This is a genomic window from Endozoicomonas sp. 2B-B, from assembly GCF_053470045.1.
In genome coordinates this window covers 5,460,399-5,483,566 of sequence record NZ_JBLZMU010000001.1, presented here as the reverse complement: position 1 = coordinate 5,483,566, position 23,168 = coordinate 5,460,399, and the positions used below count along the sequence as shown (strand labels likewise).

The following is a 23,168-nucleotide window of genomic DNA, read 5'->3' as shown; positions in this document are numbered from 1 at the left end:
CGAATGCTTGCCAGTAACCGGAAATCGAAAGACGGGGTTCGGATTGTTTTCTGTTGCTGGGGCGGAGATCTGAATGACTGAGAAGGTAAGAGATCAGGACAAGACTCACTTTGGTTACAAAGATGTCAATCCTGATGATAAAGAGAAACTGGTGGCGGGTGTTTTTCACTCAGTGGCTGATAGCTATGATGTGATGAACGACCTCATGTCGATGGGCGTACACCGGCTCTGGAAGCGTTTTACCATAGAGCTTTCTGCGGTTCGCAAAGGTCATCAGGTTCTGGATATTGCCGGTGGCACCGGCGACCTCACAAAACAGTTTTCCCGTCTGGTGGGCGACACGGGTCGGGTCGTGCTGGCTGACATCAATGAGTCGATGCTCAGGGTTGGCCGTGATCGTCTGATTGATCAGGGCATTGTCGGGAATGTTGAGTATGTTCAGGCCAACGCCGAGTGCCTGCCATTCCCGGAAAACACGTTCGACTGCATAACCATTGCCTTTGGCCTGAGAAATGTGACCGATAAGGCCGAAGCACTGCGCTCTATGTGCCGGGTTCTGAAGCCTGGTGGCCGACTGCTGGTGTTGGAGTTCTCAAAGACTAACAATCCTTTGTTAACCAAAGTCTATGATGCTTATTCCTTCTCCCTGTTGCCGGCGATGGGTAAGCTGGTGGCAGGTGACTCAGAGAGTTATCGCTACCTGGCCGAGAGTATTCGCAAGCACCCGGATCAGGAAACCCTGAAAGCCATGATGAAAGAAGCCGGTTTTGTGAATACCACCTACCACAACATGACCGGCGGCATTGTTGCCCTGCATAAAGGCATCAAACCCTGATTATCATGAAGACGGCATTTCTGGCGTTTGTGGAGAACCGGATCAATCAGCTGTTGAAGCTCGATCCCGTTACAGCCGGGGCTTTAAAGTCTCTGGACGGCAGCGTTATTCATCTCATTGGTCTTCAGCCTGATTTTAACTGCTATGTTTTTCTGGACGCCTCAGGAGTTCGCTGTGCTGGCTGGCATGAGGGCTCTGTTGATGTCACTCTGCAGGGGCCATTAAGTAGTTTTATAACGCTTGCCGCTGATCGAGACGCTTCCTGGGATGCCATCAGAGGGCTAAATGTCTCGGGTGATCAGAAAGTTCTGGAAGCGCTGCAATCTACCCATCGAGGGATGCAGCTCGACTGGGAAACCCTGATCTGTGAGCAAGTGGGTCCAGTAGCAGGGCATTCACTGGCTGAAGGGCTGCGCTTCATAACCTCAACGCTGACAGGCTTTGGAGAAACGCTTCCTGGCCAAGGGGCCGCTTATCTTCAGTACGAATTGGAGCTGGTGCCCTCAGAGTCTGAAATCGGTGCTTTCAGTCGTGAGGTTACCGCTCTGAGTGAAGCTGTGGAAAGCTTGAGCAGACGTTTGAACAAAACTTGATGGGAAAGCTGACAAGGCAGCCTCGAGCGCAGAACAGCCCCTTTGTGAGTTAAGCAAGCGAGTTGAGCAAACAAGAGTATCGCGGGAGAAAAGGGTGCTGCAGTTAACCCGTTTAATAAAAATTGTTGGGGCTATTGCCCGCTACAGGCTGGACGATCTGGTCGAGATCGACTGCCTGCCTTTTCCTGCCAGAGTTCTGATGCGACTCCTTCCCTGGCGATACTTTATCAAGAACAGCGACCCCAGAGCCGTCCGACTCAGAAAAGGGCTGGAATCCCTGGGACCTATCTTTATCAAGTTCGGCCAGATTCTGTCTACCCGTCGCGACCTGTTGCCTGAAGATATCAGTGATGAATTGGCCCGACTGCAAGATCAGGTGGCGCCTTTCCCTGCGACAGAGGCCGTAGCCATCATTGAACGAAGCCTGCAAGCCCCGGTTTCAGAACGGTTTGACCGCTTTGATCACGAACCTATGGCTTCTGCGTCCATAGCCCAGGTGCACACTGCTCGACTGCATAGTGGAGAAGAAGTGGTGGTTAAGGTGATACGGCCTGGCATAGAGAAGGTGATCCGCAAGGATATTCGGCTGATGTACGGCTTCAGTCGTTTGCTGGTCGCGCTTGTAAGAGAAGCCAGAAGGCTCAGGCCAATAGAAGTGGTCAGGGATTACGAGAAAACGATTCTTGATGAGCTGGATCTGTTGCGGGAAGCTGCCAACGCCTCTATGTTACGCAGGAACTTTATCGACTCACAGTTGCTGTTTGTTCCCCGAGTCTATTGGGATTACTGCAAACCTTCAGTGATGGTGATGGAGCGAATTTATGGTGTGCCTGTTGCTGATACAGATACCCTGAAGGCGAAGGGTACCGATATGAAAAAACTAGCGGAAAGAGGTGTTGAGATCTTTTTCACCCAGGTTTTCCGCGACCGGTTTTTCCATGCCGATATGCATCCGGGGAATATTTTTGTCGATATCTCTAACCCTTCTGAGCCAAAATATATAGGCATTGACTGTGGTATCGTCGGTACTCTGGAACCTGAAGATCAGTATTATCTGGCCTGTAATCTGCTGGCCTTTTTCAAACGGGATTATCGCAAGGTCGCCCAACTGCATGTGGATTCAGGCTGGGTTCCTTCCCATACCGTAGTAGGTGAGCTTGAAGCCGCTATTCGGACAGTCTGTGAGCCCATATTTGAACGGCCATTGAAAGATATATCGTTCGGGCATCTGTTGGTCAGATTGTTTCAGGTTGCACGAAGGTTTGAAATGGAAGTTCAGCCCCAGCTGGTTCTTTTGGAGAAAACGTTACTGAATGTCGAAGGTCTGGGCCGACAGCTTTACCCGGAACTGGATTTGTGGAATACAGCACAGCCTTATCTTGAGAAATGGATGAAGGATCAGGTCAGCCCCTGCGGAATCGGCCGCACAGTACATGATAATATTCCCGACTGGCTGCTGAGTGCGCCTAATATGGCCAAAAATGCTCTGCATAGCGTTAAACAGTTTTCGGAGCATCAGCGAAAGCTGATGGCCATACATAATCGGGCAGACCGGCGAACCGACAAAAGCAAGTGGTTGGGTGGGGTATTGGTTGTACTGGCCGCTACTGTTCTGGTCTTCCCTGAATGGTCTGCACAGCTTCCCTGGCAGGGAGTGTTAACGGGAGGAGCCGGGGTCTGGCTCCTGATTCGATAGGATTGGAGATAAGTAGCATGAGTTGGTTGGATGACGTTCGCTGGAACAGTGATGGTTTGGTGGCCGCGACAGCCCAGGATCATCAAACCGGCAGGGTGCTGATGCAGGCCTGGATGAACCGGGAAGCCTTGGCCCTGACCGCTGAAGAACAGCAAGCAATATACTGGTCACGTTCCCGGGGCAAGCTCTGGCGTAAAGGTGAGTCATCCGGTCATGTGCAGAGACTGCATGAGCTGCGGCTGGACTGTGATGGCGATTCTGTTCTGCTGGTGGTAGAACAACTTGGTGGAATAGCCTGTCACACAGGGCGGGAATCCTGCTTCTATCGTAAGTTGACCGAGGACGGTCAATGGTTAACTACGGATGAAGTTCTGAAAAGTCCCGATGCCATCTACGGTGAAGACAAGAGCGGAAGCAGCGATAATGAATAACATCCTGGATAAGTTGGAAGCTGTGCTGGAAGAACGCCGTCAGGCCAGTCCGGGCAGCTCCTATGTTGCCAGTCTGCATGACGCGGGTATGGACAAGATCCTGAAAAAAGTCGGTGAAGAGTCGGCAGAAACGCTGATCGCAGCCAAAGCAGCAGAATTTGGCGGCAGTCTTGATGATGTGGTTTACGAAACGGCGGACCTCTGGTTTCACTCTCTGATCATGCTGTCCCACCTGGGGCTGAGCTACAGAGAAGTTCTTAAAGAGCTGGAGCGACGCTTTGGTCTGTCTGGCATAGAAGAAAAGGCCTCTAGGCAACCCTCCTGAGTGAGGAAAAACCGGATATCCGGTAGAATAGTATTGATCATACGGCTGCACTTGCAAGAGGGCAGTTGTTAATGTTTCCAGGGGATGTTGGCATAGTGGCTGGCATTTCCCGGCCAGTCTGAAAGGAAGGTGCATTATGGGGTTTGGTGGAATCAGTATCTGGCAGTTGCTCATTATCCTGCTGATTGTGGTGATGTTGTTTGGTACCAAGAAATTGAAAGGCCTGGGAAGTGACCTGGGGGGGGCCGTAAAGGGATTCAAAAAAGCGATCTCTTCTGACGAAGAACAGAAGCCCGGGCAGTCTGAGAACAGTCATCAGAAAAAAGAGACTGAAGATACTCAACGTAAATCCTGAGTCAGGTTGCAGGCCAGTTTGCCTCATCCCTGTATCAGGACAGGATAAACTGCTTTTACGTTCAACACGTTTTTGAGATACCTTTGGAGATAAAGTGTTCGATATCGGTTTCACAGAGCTGCTTCTTATTGCTGTGATCGCTCTGGTCGTTCTGGGGCCAGAGAGGCTGCCGGGTGCGATTCGAACCACGGCCTACTGGATCGGCAAAATTAAACGCAGTTTTCAGTCTGCCAGGGAAGAGCTGGAAAAAGAACTGGATGTCGATGGCATCAAAAGACAGATTCATAACGAACAGGTTATGAAAGAGTTGGAAAAGACCCGCTCTCAGGTGGCTGAGTCGATCAAGGAGCCATTGGAGACATTAAACAAGTCCATTGAACCTGGTACAGATCGCGATGAAAAGGACTCTGGTGGCATTAAAAACAGAGCTCAAAACGAAACTGAAGAGAAAAAAGACAAGAGCGCATGAGCGAAGATGGAGCCAACAAAGAACAGCCTCTGGTTCAGCATCTTGTTGAGCTAAGGAGTCGTTTGCTGCGCAGTTTTGCAGCTGTGCTGGTGGTATTTTTGGGGCTCTTCTATTTTTCCAACGATATTTATCGATTCGTTTCAGAGCCCCTGACGGTGCATTTACCCGAGGGTAGCACCATGATTGCCACCGAGGTAGCTTCGCCCTTTCTGGCCCCCTTCAAGCTAACCCTGTTTGTGGCTTTTTTTCTGGCGGTTCCGTATATTTTGCATCAGTTATGGGGGTTTATTGCGCCGGGTCTTTATAAGAATGAGAAACGGTTGGCTATTCCCGTACTGGTAGCCAGTGTTCTGCTTTTTTATCTGGGGATGGCCTTTGCCTATTATGTTGTCTTCCCGATTATCTTCTCTTTCTTTACTACCGTCGGACCCGAATCGGTAACGGTGATGACTGATATCAATCGATACCTCGAATTTATACTGAAATTGTTTTTTGCCTTCGGCATGGCTTTTGAAATTCCTGTAGCGACATTAATGCTCGTGTGGAGTGGTATTTCAACGGTAGAAAGCCTTTCGAAAAAACGCCCCTATGTCGTCGTTGGCTGTTTTGTTATAGGTATGTTGCTGACTCCCCCTGACGTTGTTTCCCAATCCCTTCTGGCCATTCCGATGTGGTTGTTGTTTGAAGCCGGTCTGTTTTTCTCCAGACTTCTCATCCGAAGAACGTCAGATTAAAGTCGGGATTTCTCTCGCTGTTGGGCTATTGTGTGAATTCCTGCCACTGAAATGACTCGCCCTGCTTTGACTAAGTTGAATGGAGGATGACATAACTTTCAGGACGCATATGGATAATCTTCAGAAGACACCGCAGGACGACAGTATTTTGCACCATCTCAGGATGGCTGCGATCAGTATTAGCAAAGCAACTTCTCTGGCACTTGGCAAAGCCCGGGCTTTCTGTCGGAGTGTCGTTGCAGTGCTGATTCCTTACCGTCTGAAAAAAAACCTGGATTCTTTTAAACCACCTGCGTCACCTATGAAACAGCGCTCCATAACGGCTATGGGATCCCAAAAGCTGTCAGCATTACTAAAAGGCTATTCATTTCCGGAGGTGGATGCATTCAAGGACGATTTCAAACTCCGGGTTAGAGATGTTATGGATGATATCGTTGCTATTGGAGGCGATAAAGAACAGAAGCTATACGAGACAGTAAAGAGCAGCCTTCTTCAAAGAATTGATGATTGCGGATCTCTGGATGAGATACTGGTGTGGTTGAATGATGTGGTACCAGAGCCCTATCTGAAGAGGCTGTGTATGAGCTTCCTGCAGATTGGGCGGAAAACCGGGGCCGATTTGGGGCTGTCAGAACAGGGCCATTTATGGCTGGAATCCATGATTCAAAATGAATCGTTTGAAGGGCTAAAGGAAAATCTGTTTCAGCAATTGAAATCCGAGCTGGGTCAATCCACTGAGTGGCTGGCGGAAGGTTTTAAACAATATACAGCGAAAGAGCGCAGTCTTTTACATTCGATTCAGACGGTCGGAGATGTGCCAGAAATGGTTTCACATCTCGATAACCACTTTGAGCATTGTGAACAATATGGTTACCTTCTGAAACTGAAAAAACTGGTCGAGAAGGCTGGATTTAAGCGGGGAGCATTTAGGGTGCGGGCCCCGCTACTGGCTGCTGGTTATGAACTGGGTACATTTAAAGAGAAATTTTTCCTTCTTCTGGAATTGATTCATAAGAATCAAAGTGAAGAAATAGACAGTCGATCCGGCCTGATAACAAAACAAATCAGTGCCCTGGCCCTGAATGTCATGAAGGCCAGCAATATCAATGACGTATTTGATTTGATCAAACAGGAGGCACCTTCAAAATACGCGAAAGACCTGCTGACTGCCTTCAAGGAAATCTGTGAGGAAACCGGCGATAACTTGCAGCTGGATCCATCCATAAGACAGTTTCTGGAGGATCGCGAAAACTGCGCTGAAGACACCTCTTTAGACTTAAACTGGAGTCATGTGTCTCAAGACTTTGAGATGGTAGCCAAGCTGAAGGCAGGCCTGATCGGTGATATTGACACTATCATCAAGGGAATAGCAGACGAATGTTATGCGAAGGCTGTTCAGGAAAAGCTAGATAAAGAGGGCGAGTCTGCCTCGTCAGAAAAAAAATACGTCTTCGTTTCATATGCCGAGGTTAATCCCGAAGATCTGCCCGATGTTAAAGCGCTGAGAGCACTGAAGACAGAGGTCGAACGCTGTGATTCTTATGAAGACATGGTTACAGAGTTGATCAAGCATGCGCCTGAAGAATACACCAGACCTTTGTTGCATGGACTGGAAGAAATCTATGAAAAGCTGAAAGAGTCTAATGAGGAACTCTCTGATCCAGAGGAAGTCTCACAAGCTCCCGATTTTGTGTCTGATAGCATACATGAAATATCTCCCCCGGTTGAGGTTGACGAATTAAAAGACTTTGAGGTGTCTTTAGATGATGCGCAAATACTCAATAAGGCTCGTGATTCCGAAAAAAAATATAATTTGAAAAACGTATCTATTGGGGATCAGTTAAAAATAACAATGTTAAAGGCGCCCAATAATTCTCAAGGGGAAGAAGTGTTAGATGATAAGCAAGATGTTTTGTGTGATTTTTTATTTCAACGAGACATAAAAAAAGTTTTTAAAATAAAGATAAAAGGTAAAGAGTTTGCTATTTCCGTGCCGACGAAAAGTTATGAAGCGAGGCATTGGCCTACTGTGTTAAAGGAAACACAGTCAACAGAACGACTCAGGCAGCTAGGTTTTAACACGCTCTCTTTTCATAAAACCGTTCTTGTCGAGATAGACGGTGTGACTGTTCCCGCCACAGTTATGCCTTTATTTGACGATCTTGATGGCCAGATTGCAGATCATAAAAACGCCTATATTCTCGATTCGTTTATAGACGACATTGCTGTTATAGATCAAAGTACTGGAGAAAAGTTCAAGGCTGAAGAAATTCCTGACGAAGTGGCGTTTTGTGGTGTACTTCAACATGCTATTGAAGACGCAGGCATATTGGTGAAGAATAAAATATGTCTGGACTCTGGCTCAATTAACTATCAGATACTCGAGTCTGGTGATGTTAAGTTGTTTTTGCCCGATTTTCCAAGAGGTATAATCGAAACAAATTACACACATATGGATTTATGCAAAGCTTATGCTTCTCACTTGGTAGATGGTTTTGTTCGGTGTCTTAGAAAGCAGGATTGCATGAAATTTGAGACAGTCCATAAAAACCCAAGATTCAAGCAAAAATTAATTGAGTTGATCGATCTGGCTTCCAAGGGGGAGAGAACCCCTGGACCTCCCAGGGAGTCAAGTTGACTCCCTGCAACGGATCTTCGATAAAATTAGCCTTTCGTTAAGGGCGCTTTATCTGGAAAATGCAGGTTTCTTTTCTGACTATTGATGCTTCCCGATATGAACCTGCTGTTATTGACTCCCACCGATTTTATTTCTGAAAGCCGCGTCAGGCTGACGGGAAGATCTCTTCAGCATGTCCTGAACGTTCATCGCTCTCAAGCGGGTGACAGCATCAGAGTAGGGATGCTGGATGGAGAAATGGGTCAAGGCGTTATTGTTTCTCTGACGGATCAGGCAATGGAGTTGGATGTCTGTCTGGATCAAAAGCCTCCTGAACCTCTGCCTCTGACGATTCTGCTGGCTCTCCCGCGTCCGAAAATGCTGAAAAGAAGTCTGCAACACTTGTCGTCTCTTGGGGTTAAGAAAATCATTCTTATGAACAGTTACCGGGTCGAGAAAAGCTTTTGGCAGTCGCCCTGGCTGACAGGAGAAAAAGTCCGCGAACAGCTTATTCTGGGGCTGGAGCAGGCAAGGGATACGCAGCTCCCGGAAGTTATTCTTGAGAAGCGCTTTAAGCCTTTTGTTGAGGATCGATTACCCGCCATTATGGACGGCAAGCGTTGTCTTGTCGCCCATCCTTCAGGCGGAGTCCCATGCCCTCATCAGGTCGATGATCAAGTGGTTCTGGCGATTGGGCCTGAAGGTGGATTTATTCCTTACGAAGTGGAAAAGCTGGAAGAGGCAGGGTTTGACCGGATTCATCTGGGCTCAAGAATTCTCCGGGTTGAAACCGCTGTCACAGCGATTACCAGTAAATTGTACGACTGAATGGTATTTTACACTGACCTGCGGTTTAGGTATGTTGTAAGAAAAGCCTTCCCGTTCGCAGAGTGAGTGTATGGATACACAAAGCGACTTTTCATTTCCAGTATTGAGCCATTGTTCAAAATCTCTGGCTTTCTTGCTTTTGTTTTTCCTCAGCGGAAAACTGACAGCCGCTGATAAAGGTGCTTTACTGGATGAGCTCTATGATGACGCTCAGCTGGAACAGCAGCTTGGTTGGGTGCTTTCCAGCATGACCATTAACCAGAAGGAATATTCACTGCCTCCGGAAGTGGTGAGTACGGTTAATCAGGTCGTCAAGGTCCGCTACAGTCCCGATCTTTTCAAATCTTCCATGGAAGCGACTCTCGATGAAGCGTTAAGTATCGGTGAATTACTGAAACTTTTGGACTGGTATAACTCGGCACTGGGTCAAAAAATTCTGCGCTTGGAAATGGAAGCCAATGATCCTCGCAATGCAGAGCGTATGCAGGCTTACATTCAAGAAAAATTATCCACTGAGTTACCTAGAACCAGTCGTGTTCGTCTGATTGAAGAATTGATGGAAACTCTGGATGCGGTTGAACTGGGTACTGAGCTGGCTGCCAGTGCGTCGGTGGGAGCCAAGCGCATACTCCATGAAGTCATGCCGATCAATGACGGACGTCCTTTAAGACCGCCTGAGGTGCTCAAGGCAAGGGAAAAGCCGATCATTCGTAAGGGGATGAACGATCATATGAGGTACGTCTATCTCTATACCTATCGAAGCTTGCCAGATAGTGAGATTCGCGACTATCTGAATTTTGCCCGAAGCTCTGCCATGCAGAATTTTCAGCGTGGTCAGATCCTGGCTATAGCCCGAATTCTTTAAGTCATCTCCTGAGGGTCCACGTCCAATGTCCAGCGAAGGTCTTTCGGTAATTTCATGGAATCCAGGTGTTTGACGGCAATATCCAGTAAGCGATGCAGAGAAACACGCTGGTAACTCTGCAATAACAGCTGATAACGATAACGCCCCTGTCTTTTTTCCATAGGCGCCGGGATTGGGCCCAATACTCTGACAGAGCCTTGCTGGTGGTGGTTTAATAAAATATGCCTGAGACTTTTTAATAAATTTTCCCCCGCTGCCGCCATAGATGACTCTGTTCTGAACAGGGCCAGATAACCTTCAGGTGGTAGCTTGAGTTGTTTTCGTTCGATCATCAAGCTGTCTGCAAAGCGACTGTACGGCTGGCTGACCAGCATCTGCAAAGCGGGATGCTGAGGGTTATGAGTTTGGATAATGACATGCCCCGGTTTCTTTTCCCGGCCTGCTCTGCCAGCGACCTGAAGGATCAACTGTCCGGTTTTTTCCAGCCCTCGGAAATCGGAACTGAACAGCCCGGAATCGGCATTGATGATTGCGACCAGAGTAACATCGGGAAAATGATGGCCTTTGGCCAGCATTTGAGTTCCCAGAAGTATGCAGGGTTCGCCAGTTTGGACCCTATCCAGAATCTCTGAAAGCGCATTTTTTCGACGAGTCGAATCTCTGTCCACCCGAATCAGAGGAATAGTCGGGAATATTTGCTCCAGAATTTGTTCGCACCGTTCGGTACCCTGACCTGCAGGCTGAAGGTTTTTACTGTGGCATTTTGGGCATGACCAGGGAATAGCAGTTTGGTAATCACAGTGATGACAATGCATATGAGGTGGCGTGCGATGCAGTGTCAGATGGGCATCGCAGTGCGGGCAATCCATGACTTCACCACAATCATGGCAGATCAGGGAGGGGGCGTAGCCTCGGCGATTCAGAAAGACCATGACCTGTTCGCCCTTATCCAGAGTTGACTGCATCCTTGTTATCAGGCCCTGGGCAAAACCTTCATGGAGTATTTGCTGACGGATATCGAGTAGTTCCAGAGTCGGTGGGCGGGAATGTCCTGCCCGGCTGCTGATCTCAAGATGGCTGTAACGACCTTTCCTGGCGTTCACGAGGGTTTCCAGAGAAGGGGTGGCGGATCCCAGGACAACCGGGCAGTCTGCTATTTTTGCCCGGTATATGGCCAGATCCCGCGCGTTGTATCTGAGGGTGTCCTGCTGTTTGTATGAGTTGTCGTGCTCTTCATCAACAATAATTAATCCCAGTTTGGGTAGAGGCGTAAAAATTCCTGAGCGGGTAGCAATCAATACCCCGGCTATGGTTCGGCTGGCAGCAAGCCAGCCCTGCAAACGTTCGCCATCACTCAATCCGGAATGAAGGCAGGCCACGGGGACAGAGAACCGGCTGCGAAATCGTCTGACGGTTTGAGGCGTCAGACCGATTTCAGGAATCAGAACAAGCACCTGTTTACCGGCTTTAAGAGTAGCTTCTATGGCCTGGAGGTAGACTTCCGTTTTACCACTCCCGGTGACACCATCCAGTAAAACAGGGTGAAAAGTGAGGCATGCCAGAATGCCTTTCAAGGCGAAAGCCTGTTCAGTATTCAGGTTCAGCGGTTCCTGTCTTAGCGGGTTTGCATACTCAGTGAAATGTTGGTCAACCCGCTCAACTTCGTGTACGACAACTCGTTGTTTCTTTTGCAACTGGGTGAGAATGGTTTTACTGATACCGACTTCCCGAAGTTCTGGCTCTGACAGACCTTCGGGGTATTTTTCCAGCCATTGTAATGCCTTGAGTTGTTTGTGAGCTCTTTTCAGAGACTGGGTGATGGCTTTATCAAGCGGGGCGGTGGGGCGCCAGAGTGCTATTTTTTCCCGGGTTGCAGGTTTTCCCTGTCGGAGGGCTTTGGGCAATGCCTGAAGCAGGGTTTCTCCCAGGCTGTAGTGATAATAACTGGATGCCCATCGGCAAAGTTGCATGATGTCTCTGGGGATTAGAGGGCTCTGGTCTGGAACAGCAGAGACTTTTTTGAGCTTTTCTCTGGGATAATCGGATTCAGGTTTAATGGCTTCGATTATGCCAACCAGCTTTCTGGGTCCAAATGGAACCTGAACTCTCATACCCGGTTGCAGGTTTGCCTCACTATCCGGAGGAAGATAGTCGAACATCTGCCTCAATGGGGTGGGTATGGCGATGCTGAGATAATTATCGTCACATGAGGTCATGAGGCTACTTTTAATGGCTAATGGCGTCAGGAGCCTTCCGACAGGCTCCCGCTCAGTTTAACCTGAGTTGCGGTTCGGTTGAAATGAACGGTCAGTGAAATACCAGTATTTGCCTGACGGGGATACTTTGGTATGATTCTGCCACAATTTTCCAGGGTCACTGAATGGCAGTCTCTGGGCAGTGCATTCTATTGACTGCCCCGGTAATGACAGTTTGTGACCGTTTCGCGTGCGGTGCCCAGGCCGAGTTGCTATTAGCCAGAGACCGGGTGGCGGCACGCATTGTTTTGAGGTAGATCCCATGAAGCCGGAAATCCATCCGAATTACGAAGAAATCGAAGTTACCTGTTCCTGCGGTAACAAGATCAAGACTCGCTCTACTCTGTGCAAAGATCTGCACATTGAAGTTTGTTCGAAGTGCCACCCATTCTACACCGGCACTCAGAAAGTGATGGACACTGGCGGTCGTATCGAGCGCTTCACCAAGCGTTTTGGCAAGGTAGGTGCTCGCAAGTAAGCATTTACATGCTTGCTTTTTAGCCGGACAGCCACGAATCAGAAACAGTCGTAAGCTATAGAACAGTCATGAACTTGGAATAGTGTGAGTTGAAAATACCGCTATGCTTGTTCGGAGAATGATTCTAAAGGTAGTATGATGAGCTTTTCTGACTTTGCTGGCTGTGCAAAAAAGGCGATTCGCATTTTTGCGGGCGCCTTTTTTTGTGTTTGGCAGTTTTGCCTGATCTCCCCCGCATTTGCCATTGAGACCTGCACTCAGAGTGGCCCTTCAGAAACTGTAAAGTGGGATTATATTGTTGACGGCGATTCATTGTGGTTGAAGGATGGTCGTAAAATTCGTTTCCCCTCCATCAATACACCTGAAATAGCCTATGAAAAAAAGCCGTCAGAACCCTTCGGAGATGAAGCCTCTCTGGCCCTCAAAAAGTTGCTGTCAGGAACGCAAAAAATCAGGATTCAGGTCGTTGGAAAAGACCATTATGGTCGAGTACTTGCCCATCCCTTTTTAATGGATGGTCGATCCATTGAGTCACTGCTCATTGAAAAAGGCCTGGGTTACCAACTCTTTTCTGAGGAGCTTGATACTTATCGGCAATGTCTGAAGCGGCAGGAAGCCGAAGCAAGAAAAGAGAAAGCAGGTGTTTGGTCAAAAAATCCTGTTCTGGATATCAAGGACAACGGGTTGAAACCGGGTTTCAGAGTACTCAGGGGCAAAGTCGTTGAGGTTGCGAGTTCCAAAAAAAGTGATTTCTTATGGGTGGAAATGGATGGCCCGGTGGTTATTCGTGTGCCCAAGTTTTCTGTAGATGCAGGGTGGCTAAAAGGTCTGGCAGGTCAGCGTATTGAATTCAGAGGCTGGCTGGTGGATCGCGAGGAAAAAAATAAAGGAGGACGTCGTTACAAGCGTTGGATGGTAGGTATTTACAGTCGAGATGGCGTCCAAAAACTGGAATAGTGTTCTGATGAGCATCACTTGATAGTCTGTGCTCTTTCTGTGAAAGGTATTCTGTTCATAGTTAAGGGTGGCACAAAATGTTTTGCCTGCGCTACAGACATTTCGTTACTGAGCATTAATTTGGGTATCCGGTCTGTAGATATACTTTTCTGGTCTACCGAATCCTTGTTCGACAAAGAGTGATCCTATATTCTCCACACTTAAGACCTCATATTTTCATTAGGATTAAAGTACAAGGATATGAAGCAAGCCGCCCTGGATTACCATGCTCAGCCTAAACCCGGAAAGATCTCGATTGAACTGACCAAGCCGGCGGAGACTGCCAAGGATCTGTCTCTGGCCTATAGCCCGGGCGTCGCAGAGCCAGTGCGTGAAATCGCTGCTGACTCTGAAAATGCCTACAAATACACCATGAAAGGTAATCTGGTCGCAGTGATCAGTAACGGTACTGCGATTCTTGGTCTGGGTAATCTTGGCGCGCTGGCCAGTAAGCCTGTGATGGAAGGCAAGGCTCTGCTGTTCAAACGTTTCGCCGGAATAGATTCCATTGATCTGGAAGTGGACTGCCAAAGTCCTCAGGATTTCATTGATACAGTCAGGCGGGTTGCCTGCAGTTTTGGTGGTATTAACCTTGAGGATATCAAGGCACCAGAGTGTTTTGAAATCGAGCGTCGTCTGATTGAAGAGTGCGATATTCCTATCTTCCATGATGATCAGCATGGTACTGCAATCGTTACTGCGGCAGGTATGTTGAATGCTCTTGAGATTGCCGGCAAGAAGATCGAAGAAGCCCGTCTGGTCTGTCTCGGAGCTGGTTCTGCAGCCATCTCTTGCGTCAAGTTGTTGATCAGCTGTGGCATGAATCCAGCCAATATTTTTATGCTGGACAGTAAAGGCGTTATCCACACAGGGCGTGATGACCTTAACCAGTATAAGGCTTTGTTCGCGGTTGAGACCGATTGCCGTAATCTGGACGATGCAATTAGTGGGGCTGATGCTTTTCTGGGTCTGTCTGGGCCAAACCTTTTGTCTAAGGAACAGCTGGCAAAAATGGCTGAGAATCCTATTGTGTTTGCCTGTGCCAATCCTGATCCTGAAATTCGTCCAGAGCTGGCCAAAGAAGTGCGCTCTGATGTCATTATGGCAACAGGCAGGTCTGACTATCCGAACCAGGTTAATAACGTTCTCGGCTTCCCATTCATCTTTCGTGGTGCTCTGGATGTTCGAGCCAGTCGCATCAATGAAGAGATGAAAGTAGCCGCTGTTCAGGCAATTCGTGAATTGGCCAAGGAGGCAGTTGTCCAGGAGGTTGTCGATGCCTACGAGGGGGCTGAGCTAATCTTTGGTCCGGAATATATTATTCCCAAACCGACTGATCCTCGTTTGCTGGGCTCTGTATCTGCCGCAGTGGCAAAAGCTGCTGTGGATTCTGGTGTAGCTCGTCAGCCTTATCCTGCTCATTATCCTTTGAGGTCTCTGGAGGATATTTAGACCAGAGATTCAGTCGTCATAAAAAAAGCCCTCCCTGATTTCAGGCGAGGGCTTTTTTTGCTAAGTAAGCTTCTGCACCTGACTGAGTGCTAGAACAAATCCTCTGGTTTGAGTGAGCCGCTTTCTTCCAGTAAGGGAAGGCTTCCCTCGCTAAAACTCTTGGGAGTATTTTCTTTCCTGAACAGTTCGAAAATAGCTTCAGGATCGCCTTGTTTTGCCAGTTGCCCTGTTTTCGAATTAATTCGAACCGTTTCTATGCCTCCTGGCTGGGGCAGGCGTCTTACCGGTTGGTCTGCCAGAGCAGTTTTCATGTAACTGATCCAGATGGGTAGAGCGGCATTAGCTCCAAACTCCCACCGGCCCAGAGTGGAGAAGTTATCCTTGCCGACCCAGACACTGGTAAGCACATCGGGGTTAAATCCGACAAACCAGGCATCCTTGCTTTCATTTGTGGTGCCTGTTTTACCGCCAATATCGTGACGTTCAAGGACTCTTGCTCTTTTACCGGTGCCTTTCCAGATGACATCGCGCATGATGTCATTGAGGATATAGTTGACTCGGCTGTCCATAACAGACTCAGCTTCATTGACAATGTTCAGGGAGGCCGTAGGTTCGTCTCCCGTCAAGGGTGTTGAGGTTTCAGTTACTTGCTCTGAAACAAATCCCTCCTCAGGCGTCCCTACCTTACGACAGTCCCGACAGACAATAACCGGGTTGGCCTCGAATACTGTGTCATCCAGAACATCGACTTTCTGAATCAGGTAGGGCGTGACTTTGTAACCGCCATTGGCAATCGTAGCGTAGCCTGTGGTCAATTCCAGCGGTGTCATGGAAACGTTACCCAATGCCAGAGAGAGGTTTCGGGTCAGGGTCTCTTCAGGCAATCCCAGCTTCATCAGGAAGTTCACAGTTCGCTTAACACCAATTTGCCTGAGGATCCGAATCGAGACCAGGTTCCGTGAGCGATAGAGGCCTTCTCTGAGCCGCGTTGGGCCATTGAACTTCATATTGTCATTATTCGGGCGCCAGACGCCTTCAAGTCCCTGATCAGCAAAAACAACGGGAGCATCATTGATGATGGTAGCGGCGGTCAGTCCCTTATTAAGAGCGGCCATGTAGATAAAAGGTTTGAAAGCCGACCCCGCTTGACGGATGGCTTGAGTGGCACGGTTATACATACTGTCGTAGAAATTGAAGCCGCCGACCAGAGCGAGAATAGCCCCATTTTCCGGATTCATGGAAATCAGAGAAGATTGAGCCTGGGGTTCCTGGCTCAGACGGAAGCGGCCGTCAGGCATCTTTCGTACCCAGATCAGATCACCTGCCTTCAGAATGTCAGACGCCTGTTTGGGATTATAGCCATAGGCATTAACATTGATATAAGGCTTTGCCCATTTGAGATTGTCCCAGTCAATCTGATGGGTCTTATCCTCTTTCATCAGGATTGTCACCGATTGATCTGCTACGGCGGTGACCACGGCTGGTATAAGGACACCGGCAGAATGGGTTTCTTTCAGGGTCTTTTTCCAGAAAGCCGTTGTATCTTTTTCCTGTTGAACAATGAGCTTACCATCGTCGTCCTCATTCAGGTTGCTGACAGGTCCCCGGTATCCATGTCTCTCTGTATACTCAAAAAGACCATTGGCAACGGCTTCGTTGGCAGACCTTTGTAAGGTACTGTCAACAGTGGTGTAAACCTTGAAACCTTCCGAGTAGGTTTCCGGGCCAAACCTCTCAATCATTTCCTGACGAACCATCTCGGCGATGTAGGGAGCTTGCAGTTCGATCTTAGGACCATGGTAACTAGCCGTCACCGGGGCCTTAAAAGCCTCTTCATAATTAGCCTGGTTGATATAACCCAGGTCATACATCCTGCCAAGAATCCAGTTTCTGCGAATCCGTGAACGCTCTGGATCATTGATCGGGTTGTAACGGGAAGGAGCCTTGGGCAGGCCCGCGATCATGGCCCACTGAGCCAGATTGAGTTCATCGATCGATTTACCGTAATAAACCTGTGCCGCAGCCTCTACTCCGTAAGCGCGGTTACCCAGATAAATTTTATTAAGATAGAGTTCAAAAATTTCGTCTTTGGTCAGTTGCTGTTCAATCTGGATAGCCAGCAGAATCTCGTTGAACTTTCTGGAGAAGACCCGTTCGTGACTCAGGAAAAAGTTTTTGGCCACCTGCATGGTGATCGTGCTGCCTCCTGACTGGATTCGACCGGTTGAAGCCAGCTGCACAGCAGCTCGCATCAGACCCATGATATCGACGCCGGGGTGGTGGTAGAAACGGTCATCTTCAGCTGCCATGAAAGCTTTAATCAGAGGCTCAGGGGCGTCCGCGAAGTGTATAGGTGTGCGACGCATTTCGCCAAACTCTGCGATCAGTTTTTCGTCCTTTGAAAAGACACGCAGAGGCGTCTGCAGGTGAGTATCACGCAGGGTGTCAACTGAGGGCAGCGAAGGGCTCAGATAGAGATAGGCGCTGGCTGCTATCAGGGTGATGCCGCTGACGGCTGCCAGGCCGCTCCAGAGCAGAAATTTTAAAATTTTTACCGATCGATTCATGCTTGGCTGATGTCCAGTTCTGGCTTGGGGAGGCTGACCGGGAATAGACAGTCTCCTGGCAGTTACAGGAGGGTCATTATAAAGGGAAATGTTCAATTTCCCTAGAATCCGGATCGTTAGTTAATGTAATGTTCGGTTTTATATTCGTTTATCGCGAGCATGATTCTCTATCCAGAGAGGGTTGAAGGGCGTTTTTAGCTCATGACTGTTTCAGCTCAGGGCTGTGCCGGTTGGACGATGTGTTCTGTCATCGATATCGGATAGTTATCGATACGGTTTGGGCAAAGTGGGTAAATCGACAGGCTTTGTCTTGGGTATATTGATTAAAAAGCAGCCACGGGAAGGTGCATAGCGTGATCTGTTTGAAATAAAGTGGATTCGAAAGGTTCCTTTCGTTGCGCATTTGAACGGACTGTTATTAAATAAAAATATAGGGAATTTTTATAACTAAAGCCGCCATGAGAGACAAACATCAGGGTATTGATGTCGATCAAACTGACGTCTCGTGGTGAAAAAAGCAGGAATCGTGTCTGTGTTTGGGCTGTTTAATAATAAAACAAGTGCTGTCCTTGGAGTGGACATCAGTTCGACCTCAGTGAAGGTGCTGGAACTGAGTCGTGGCAGTAAGGGCTACCGAATAGAAGCCTACGGTGAAGAACCTTTGCCACCCGGAATTGTGGTTGAAAATGTCATTCAGGAGCCTGAGGCCGTCGGTGATGCTATCAGGAGAGCTGTTTCCCGCAGTCGCAGTAGTGTGAAAAATGCTGCAGTGGCTGTTTCCGGTTCAGCTGTCATCACCAAGACCATCGAAATGGATTCCTCTCTCAGTGATGAAGAGATGGAAACACAAATCACCGTAGAAGCCGATCAGTATATTCCGTACGCATTAGACGAAGTAGCTATTGATTTTGAAGTCCTTGGGTTGAAGGAAAATAACCCTGAGCGGGCTGAGGTGCTTCTCGCTGCCTGTCGTCGTGATAATGTTGAAATGCGTGAAGAGGCTCTTGGACTTGGTGGTCTCAAAGCCAAAGTGGTGGATGTCGAGGCATTTGCCATGGAAAGAGTCTACGAACTGGTCAGTGATATGCTGGAGCTTCCAGAGGAAGATCCGGTGGTTGCTATTGTTGACATTGGTGCCAGCAGTACTTCGATCAGTGTGTTGAGTAATGGTCAGACTATTTACACCCGCGAACAATTATTTGGTGGTCGACAGCTTACTGATGAGATTCAGCGACGCTATGGCCTAAGCCCTGAAGAAGCAGAAAAGTCCAAACGTGAAGGGGGGCTTTCAGACGATTTTGAACCTGAAGTTCTGGAGCCTTTCAAAGAGGCGGTTGTGCAGCAGGTTTCACGATCCTTGCAGTTTTTCTATTCCTCCAGTCAATACAATGATGTGGATGCCATTCTGATGGCCGGAGGGACATCTTCTATTCCAGGACTGGCTGCTCTGGTTCAGGACAAACTTGGAACACAGGCATTGCTGGCCAATCCGTTTGCCAGAATGGCGCTCTCTCCAAAAGTGGATGCCAGTAAATTAACCGGCAGCGCTCCGGCTTTGATAATCGCCTGTGGATTAGCCATGAGGAGTTTTGACTAATGGCAAGGATTAACCTTCTCCCCTGGCGTGAACAACTTCGGGAAGAGCGCAAAAAACGCTTTATCGCCGCTTGGCTGATGACCATATTGGCCGGTGGCGCGATGATTTTCATGGCAGATATTTACACCGGAAATGCCATCAGTCACCAGCAAAACAGGAATCAGTACCTTCAGAATAAAATTGTTGAACTCGACAAGAGTATTGCTGAAATCAAAGGCCTCAGAGAGAAGCGAACCCAGCTTCTGGAGCGCATGGAGGTCATACAAAATTTGCAGGGTAACCGCCCTATCATTGTTCGGGTGTTTGATCAGCTGGCTCGACTGATTCCTGACGGGGTGCACTTCAAGAGCCTCCAGTTTCAGGGAGACACTCTCAAGCTGGTGGGTGTCGCTGAGTCGAATAATCGTATTTCCAGCTTGATGCGTAATTTTGATTCCTCTGAGTGGTTTTCCGATCCCAATCTGACCGCTGTACGAAAGGTGACCCTTGGCGGAGAACGGATGAATGAATTTGATCTGACTGTGATTCGAACATCGCCTGAGAAAGAAGCCGGAGACGAATCATGAGTTTCGCAGATTCTTTAAAAAAACTGAATGAGCTGGATCTGGCAGAACTGGATCTGGAAAATGTCGGTGGCTGGCCATTGCCGGTCAGGGTTGTTGCCTGCGTACTGACCCTCGGGCTGGTGCTTTTTCTGGGTTATCAATTGCACTTAAGTAATCTTCAGAAAACTTACGACACTGTTATTTCAAAAGAGAAAGAGTTAAAAGATCAATTCAGAATCAAGGCTTTCCAGGCTGCAAATCGTGATGCTTACCGGCTTCAGATGGAACAGATGGAGGCTTCCTTTGGTGCTCTGGTTAAACAGTTACCGAGCGACACTGAAGTGCCCGGATTATTGGAAGATATTACTTTCACCGGTCGTGGTGCTGGTCTGACGTTTGAGACCATCAAGTTGCAGCCTGAAAAAGCCACAGAGTTTTATATTGAGCTTCCAATCAGTATCTCAGTCGGTGGTAACTACCATGATATTGGCAATTTTGTCAGTGGAGTGGCCAGTCTGTCACGAATTGTGACGCTTCATGACTTTTCTATCACGCCGGAAAAAAATGGGCAGATGCTGAAAATGGAGATTCTGGCCAGAACTTATCGCTACAACGACAGGGAGTCTCAGTAATGAAGTATTTACAAAGACTTCTGATTGTCTGTGCCGGAGGTACGTTGTTGGGTTGTTCCGGAAACAGTGGTTTCAGTGATCTTGACCAGTATATGGCTGAGATGAAATCCAAGCCTTCCGGAAGAATTGAACCGCTGCCGACCTTTACTCCCTACGAGGCATTTACTTACAGTGCTTCTGGTTTAAGAAGCCCCTTTGAGCCGCCGGTCAAGTTGCAAGCCTCTGACCGGGCGCTCAGCAGTAATGTCAAACCTGACAATGGTCGTGCCAGACAGTACCTGGAGCAGTTCGATATCGAAACCTTTGCTCTGGTGGGGTCTATCAGCAACGACGATGGGCTTTGGGGTTTGATCCGTGGTGACGACGGCATCCACCGTGTCAGGGTGGGTGATTATCTGGGTAAAAACCACGGTCGAATCACTTACATCGACGACAGTGAACTGCGAATTATCGAAATAGTGCCTGCGGGCTCTGACGTCTGGATTGAAAGACCCAGAAGTATGAGGCTGGATCTTGGCCAACCCTGATCGTTAAACATATGTTTGCAAGGACAGTCCGATCAGTTTCGAAATGGATTTCCCGCTTTGCCGTGCATACCTCACAGATCACGTCTTTTTTTGACGTGGAGACACAAGGTATGGCTCTCGTTATAGTGCCTGTTGAAATACTTGCTGTAATGAGAGTTCCCATGGCTGATATGACAAGGTAGGCGACATCGCTGCAGGAAACTGGATTTTTCTGATGTCATGCCGATTAGAACAACAATTCTAAAATGCTAAGTGGGTTCACTAGATGAATAATAAGCCCGTGTTGAAAGCCAGCGCAATACGAATGCTGCTGTATATGGTGTTGGCGTGGTTGCCGCTTTCTGTCTGGGGTGTAACACTCAAGAAAATGGATGCTGGCACCTTGCCGGGTGATATCGTAGAGCTGCGGCTGATGTTCGACGGCCCTGCACCTGAGGCAAAGGGTTACACGATAGAGCAGCCTCCCAGGATTTCTTTGGATCTACCGTTCACCCGCAGCGATCTGCCCAAATATAATGAAGTTGGCTTTCAGAACACAGAGAGTGTCACCGTGCTTGAGGCTGGAGGCAGAACCCGGCTCGTTGTTAATTTGAAAACAGCTGCTGGTTTTACCACTAAAGCGGACGGTAATGTGCTCTACGTTTATGTGGGCGCAGAAGGTTCTGATACCCGTTCAGTTCTTCCAACAGTAGCCAGTTCTGGTGCGCCTCTGGCTGATCCTGCCAGCCAGGGTATTACCCATATTGATTTCCAGAGGGGGGAGGAAGGAGAGGGTAATGTTGTTATTTCGCTCGCAGATCCCAACATTCCAATGGATATGAATGAGTTGGGTGGTCGCATTCGTCTGGAGTTTCAGGGAAATGTTCTGCCAGGCAGGTTACGCAACCGTCTGGACGTCATTGATTTCGCTACTCCCGTAAAATTCATTGATGCCAAGGTCGAAGACGGGAATGCAGTGGTTGTTATCGAGCCCAAGGGTGATTATAGCTACCTTGCTTATCAGGCAGATAACACACTGACAGTCAGTGTTAAGCCGGTATCCGATAAAGATTATGGTCGTGACCGGAAAGGTCTGGCCTATAAGGGAGACAAACTGTCCCTCAATTTTCAGGATATCGAAGTGCGCGCTGTTCTTCAGTTGATTGCTGACTTTACTGATCTGAATCTGGTGGCCTCAGATACGGTCAGCGGTAATGTGACACTGCGTCTGCAGAATGTGCCCTGGGATCAGGCTCTGGATATCGTTCTCAAATCAAAAGGTCTGGACAAGCGACTTGAAGGTAATGTCCTGACTGTGGCTCCAGCCGAAGAGATTGCAGCCAGGGAACGTCAGCAACTGGAGAATGACAAGCAGATTCGTGAGCTGGCGCCTGTTTACACCGATCTGATTCAGATCAATTACGCTGATGCACAAGAGATTGCGACGGTTCTTGCCGGTGAAGGGGAAGAGACCACTCTGCTGACTGAGCGTGGTTCGGTTCAGGTTGTGGCTCGTACTAACAGTCTTCTGGTTAAGGATACTCAGGAGAAGCTGGATGAGCTGCGAGCTCTGATTCAACGTTTGGATATCCCTGTCAGACAGGTGATGATTGAGGCGAGGATTGTCAATATGGACTCCGACTATGTGCGTGATCTGGGGGTAAAGTGGGGAGGCGCGACAGACTTTGATCGTTCAGCCAATCGGGATGTAGCTATCGGTGGTCAGGGGACTCAGGCGACTATCGTCGATGGTGTGCCAACTGTTCAGTTGCCAGACAACGCTCCCTTTGTAGATTTTGGCGTGACTGGAGCAAACGCCGCAACGTTGGCGATTGGTTTTGCAACCAACAGTACTCTGCTGAACCTTGAGCTTTCAGCCATTCTGTCAGATGGTGGTGGTGAAACGGTTTCTCAGCCAAAAGTGATAACCGCTGACAAGACTAAAGCAGTGATCAAGTCAGGTAAGGAAATTCCTTACGAAGAGAAAACATCCAGTGGTGCGACCTCTGTAGCTTTCAAGGATGCCGTGCTGTCTCTCGAAGTGACTCCGCAGATCACGCCTGAGGGCAGTATTATTATGGATGTGACGGTTACCAATGACTCTCAGGGTGCTGATGCGCCTAATGGTGTTCCTACCATTAATAAGAATGAAGTGAATACCCAGGTGCTGGTCAGAGATGGTGAAACAATTGTTCTGGGTGGAGTATTTACCAGGGAGAAAAAGAAAGGGACAGTTAAGGTGCCAATGTTGGGCGATATTCCTTATGTTGGAAGATTGTTTAGAAAAGATACCTATTCAGATGACAAGGCCGAGTTGATGATCTTCATTACACCTCGAGTGGTCAGTGATAATATTACTCTGCGTTAATTCCTGAATCCCGAAAGGTTCAGG

21 protein-coding genes are annotated in these 23,168 nt (G+C 48.4%); 19 read left to right on the top strand and 2 right to left on the bottom strand.

The genetic code is table 11. The annotated features are described in order from the left end of the window. Positions 1-73: 73 nt before the first annotated feature. From ubiE to ACOMHB_RS20430, 11 genes are all read left to right on the top strand, one after another. Positions 74-835 (top strand): bifunctional demethylmenaquinone methyltransferase/2-methoxy-6-polyprenyl-1,4-benzoquinol methylase UbiE, encoded by a 762-nt coding sequence (gene ubiE / locus ACOMHB_RS20480; RefSeq protein ID WP_317145435.1) that lies wholly within the window; start codon positions 74-76, stop codon positions 833-835. A gap of 5 nt (positions 836-840) precedes the next feature. Further along, positions 841-1,428: a ubiquinone biosynthesis accessory factor UbiJ gene (locus ACOMHB_RS20475; protein ID WP_448218004.1), complete on the top strand. Its 588-nt coding sequence runs from the start codon at positions 841-843 to the stop codon at positions 1,426-1,428. Positions 1,429-1,522: 94 nt separating this feature from the next. Further along, positions 1,523-3,124 carry a ubiquinone biosynthesis regulatory protein kinase UbiB gene (gene ubiB / locus ACOMHB_RS20470; protein WP_448218003.1) on the top strand — a complete coding sequence of 534 codons (1,602 nt, stop codon included), beginning with the start codon at positions 1,523-1,525 and terminating at the stop codon, positions 3,122-3,124. Between the two features lie 17 nt (positions 3,125-3,141). Continuing rightward, positions 3,142-3,555 carry a phosphoribosyl-AMP cyclohydrolase gene (gene hisI / locus ACOMHB_RS20465; RefSeq protein ID WP_422134917.1) on the top strand — a complete coding sequence of 138 codons (414 nt, stop codon included), beginning with the start codon at positions 3,142-3,144 and terminating at the stop codon, positions 3,553-3,555. Beyond that, on the top strand, positions 3,548-3,880 hold the full coding sequence (locus ACOMHB_RS20460; RefSeq protein ID WP_422134916.1) for a phosphoribosyl-ATP diphosphatase: 333 nt from the start codon (positions 3,548-3,550) through the stop codon (positions 3,878-3,880). Before hisI ends, ACOMHB_RS20460 begins: the two co-directional genes overlap by 8 nt. A 136-nt stretch (positions 3,881-4,016) precedes the next feature. After that, the gene (gene tatA, locus ACOMHB_RS20455) at positions 4,017-4,235 is read left to right on the top strand and encodes a Sec-independent protein translocase subunit TatA (protein ID WP_422134915.1); all 219 of its coding nucleotides are present in this window, start codon (positions 4,017-4,019) and stop codon (positions 4,233-4,235) included. Positions 4,236-4,329: 94 nt separating this feature from the next. After that, positions 4,330-4,704, top strand: a complete 375-nt coding sequence (tatB, locus tag ACOMHB_RS20450) for a Sec-independent protein translocase protein TatB (protein ID WP_422134914.1) — start codon at positions 4,330-4,332, stop codon at positions 4,702-4,704. Beyond that, the gene (tatC, locus tag ACOMHB_RS20445; RefSeq protein WP_448218002.1) at positions 4,701-5,438 is read left to right on the top strand and encodes a twin-arginine translocase subunit TatC; all 738 of its coding nucleotides are present in this window, start codon (positions 4,701-4,703) and stop codon (positions 5,436-5,438) included. Before tatB ends, tatC begins: the two co-directional genes overlap by 4 nt. Before the next feature lie 109 nt (positions 5,439-5,547). After that, on the top strand, positions 5,548-8,076 hold the full coding sequence (locus ACOMHB_RS20440) for a hypothetical protein (protein ID WP_448218001.1): 2,529 nt from the start codon (positions 5,548-5,550) through the stop codon (positions 8,074-8,076). A gap of 96 nt (positions 8,077-8,172) precedes the next feature. Beyond that, positions 8,173-8,883, top strand: coding sequence for a 16S rRNA (uracil(1498)-N(3))-methyltransferase (locus ACOMHB_RS20435; RefSeq protein WP_422134911.1), 711 nt, complete (start codon positions 8,173-8,175; stop codon positions 8,881-8,883). Between the two features lie 70 nt (positions 8,884-8,953). Continuing rightward, a complete protein-coding gene (locus ACOMHB_RS20430; RefSeq protein ID WP_448218000.1) occupies positions 8,954-9,748 on the top strand; it encodes a DUF2059 domain-containing protein in 795 nt (264 codons plus the stop codon). Here the strand turns inward: ACOMHB_RS20430 and ACOMHB_RS20425 are convergent. Further along, positions 9,745-11,964, bottom strand: a complete 2,220-nt coding sequence (locus ACOMHB_RS20425) for a primosomal protein N' (protein ID WP_422409778.1) — start codon at positions 11,962-11,964, stop codon at positions 9,745-9,747. The two genes, ACOMHB_RS20430 and ACOMHB_RS20425, sit on opposite strands and share 4 nt — an antisense overlap. Positions 11,965-12,265: 301 nt before the next feature. Between ACOMHB_RS20425 and rpmE the strand changes: the two genes are divergently transcribed. From rpmE to ACOMHB_RS20410, 3 genes are all read left to right on the top strand, one after another. Further along, complete coding sequence (gene rpmE, locus ACOMHB_RS20420) at positions 12,266-12,481, top strand: 50S ribosomal protein L31 (RefSeq protein WP_257279891.1); 216 nt, start codon at positions 12,266-12,268, stop codon at positions 12,479-12,481. A gap of 135 nt (positions 12,482-12,616) precedes the next feature. After that, positions 12,617-13,438, top strand: coding sequence for a thermonuclease family protein (locus ACOMHB_RS20415; RefSeq protein WP_422134908.1), 822 nt, complete (start codon positions 12,617-12,619; stop codon positions 13,436-13,438). A 240-nt stretch (positions 13,439-13,678) separates the two neighbouring features. Then, positions 13,679-14,929: a malic enzyme-like NAD(P)-binding protein gene (locus tag ACOMHB_RS20410; protein ID WP_422134907.1), complete on the top strand. Its 1,251-nt coding sequence runs from the start codon at positions 13,679-13,681 to the stop codon at positions 14,927-14,929. Positions 14,930-15,018: 89 nt separating this feature from the next. Here the strand turns inward: ACOMHB_RS20410 and ACOMHB_RS20405 are convergent, their stop codons facing one another. Continuing rightward, positions 15,019-17,496 carry a penicillin-binding protein 1A gene (locus ACOMHB_RS20405; RefSeq protein ID WP_448217999.1) on the bottom strand — a complete coding sequence of 826 codons (2,478 nt, stop codon included), beginning with the start codon at positions 17,494-17,496 and terminating at the stop codon, positions 15,019-15,021. A gap of 532 nt (positions 17,497-18,028) precedes the next feature. On the opposite strand from ACOMHB_RS20405, the gene ACOMHB_RS20400 reads away from it, so the two are divergent. From ACOMHB_RS20400 to ACOMHB_RS20380, 5 genes are all read left to right on the top strand, one after another. Then, a complete protein-coding gene (locus ACOMHB_RS20400; RefSeq protein WP_448217998.1) occupies positions 18,029-19,093 on the top strand; it encodes a pilus assembly protein PilM in 1,065 nt (354 codons plus the stop codon). After that, a complete protein-coding gene (locus ACOMHB_RS20395; RefSeq protein ID WP_422134904.1) occupies positions 19,093-19,659 on the top strand; it encodes a PilN domain-containing protein in 567 nt (188 codons plus the stop codon). The genes ACOMHB_RS20400 and ACOMHB_RS20395 overlap by 1 nt, the downstream gene beginning before the upstream one ends. Then, positions 19,656-20,270: a type IV pilus inner membrane component PilO gene (locus ACOMHB_RS20390; RefSeq protein ID WP_448217997.1), complete on the top strand. Its 615-nt coding sequence runs from the start codon at positions 19,656-19,658 to the stop codon at positions 20,268-20,270. The genes ACOMHB_RS20395 and ACOMHB_RS20390 overlap by 4 nt, the downstream gene beginning before the upstream one ends. Beyond that, positions 20,270-20,797 carry a pilus assembly protein PilP gene (locus ACOMHB_RS20385; RefSeq protein WP_448217996.1) on the top strand — a complete coding sequence of 176 codons (528 nt, stop codon included), beginning with the start codon at positions 20,270-20,272 and terminating at the stop codon, positions 20,795-20,797. The genes ACOMHB_RS20390 and ACOMHB_RS20385 overlap by 1 nt, the downstream gene beginning before the upstream one ends. Positions 20,798-21,062: 265 nt before the next feature. Then, entirely contained in the window at positions 21,063-23,144 is a 2,082-nt protein-coding gene (locus tag ACOMHB_RS20380) for a type IV pilus secretin PilQ (protein WP_448217995.1), read from the top strand. Positions 23,145-23,168: the final 24 nt, after the last annotated feature.